This is a genomic window from Paraburkholderia antibiotica (assembly GCF_012927125.1).
Lineage (GTDB): Bacteria > Pseudomonadota > Gammaproteobacteria > Burkholderiales > Burkholderiaceae > Paraburkholderia > Paraburkholderia antibiotica.
This window is the reverse complement of sequence record NZ_JABBFZ010000064.1, coordinates 1-1,378: the sequence shown is the minus strand read 5'-3', so window position 1 is coordinate 1,378 and position 1,378 is coordinate 1. Positions and strand designations below refer to the sequence as shown.

Annotated in this window: 1 protein-coding gene; it reads right to left on the bottom strand. The window is 59.4% G+C overall.

The genetic code is table 11. The features are described 5' to 3' along the window. Positions 1–42 precede the first annotated feature (42 nt). Positions 43–1,323, bottom strand: a complete 1,281-nt coding sequence (locus HHL14_RS32745) for an IS256 family transposase (RefSeq protein ID WP_169501739.1) — start codon at positions 1,321–1,323, stop codon at positions 43–45. Positions 1,324–1,378: the final 55 nt, after the last annotated feature.

Below are 1,378 nucleotides of genomic sequence, written 5' to 3'. Positions count from 1 at the left end.
GAGCCTGTCCGTCTTTTTGTGTGCGAGGCAGTTAAAAAAGGATTACCCGCGGGCAAGCGTAAAACGCTCGCCGAACAGGATGGCAAACTGGTTCATGGCTGATTTCCAGTCGAAGGCGGTGCGTACGGACTTCGAGAGGACGTTGCGCAGTGCCAGCCATAACAGCTTGACAGCGGCATCATCGTTAGGGAAGTGTCCGCGGGTCTTGATGATCTTGCGCAGTTGCATGTTCAGACTCTCAATGGCGTTTGTGGTGTAAATCACCCGTCGTATTTCCGGTGCAAACACGAAGAACGGCGTGACGTTTTCCCACGCACGCTGCCAGGATTGCACGATGGTCGGATACTTCACGCCCCATGGACCTTCGGTGAATGCCTCAAGCGCCTGCTGGGCGGCCGGCTCGCTCGCAGCCGTATATATCGGTCGCAGCGCTGCGGCGACAGCCTTGCGATCCTTGTAGCTTGCGTATTCCAGGCTGTTGCGTATCAGGTGCACGATACAGGTCTGAACGGTCGTGCGCGGATAGGCCGTGCCGATCGCGTCGGCCAGTCCCTTCAGACCGTCGACCACGGCGATCAGGATGTCCTGGCAACCACGCGTCTTGAGTTCGTTGAAGACCTTGAGCCAGAACTTCGCGCCTTCGGTCTGTTCGATCCACAGGCCCAGTACGTCACGCTGGCCGTCGGCCTGAATGCCCAGCGCCAGATATACGGCCTTGTTACTCACCACGCCGTCGCTACGGATCTTCACGCGAAGTGCGTCGAAGAACACGACCGGATACATCGCCTCGAGCGGCCGGCTTTGCCAGTCAAGCGTTTCGGCCATCACCTCGTCGGTGACCGAACTGATGAAGTCGGGCGACACCTCGGTGCCATAGCTCTCGGCCAGAAACGCCTGTATCTCGCGCACGCTCATGCCTCGGGCGTACATTGCAATGATGCGCTCATCAAAGCCGGTGAAGCGGCGTTCGTGTTTGGGAATCAGGACCGGTGCGAAACTGCCGTGCCTGTCGCGCGGCAGATCGACCCGCAGGGGGCCGTGGTCGGTGATGATCGTCTTGCCAGTGGCACCATTGCGCTCGTTGGTCTGACCGTCCGGCTTGAACTGGCCAGACGGATAACCCAGATGCAATTTCATTTCGGCGCCCATGGCGCGTTCAATGACGGCCTTGTTGAAGGCGAGCATCAGGTCCTTGACCTGCGTGGGCGTCATCGGCCCCTTGACCAGTTCGTCCAGCATGCCTTCCGGCAAGGCAGGCAGCGGCCCGCGGGCCGCTGCCTGAGACGCGATTGTGCGACGTTTCGGCTTCTTCTCCATCGGCATATCCATGGTGTTTTACCTCATGATATGCCTCGCCCACGAAATGACGGATAGGTTC

Coding starts and splice junctions, on each gene's coding strand:
- HHL14_RS32745 (WP_169501739.1), bottom strand. CDS start 1,323: ATGCCGATGGAGAAGAAGCCGAAACGTCGCACAATCGCGTCTCAGGCA.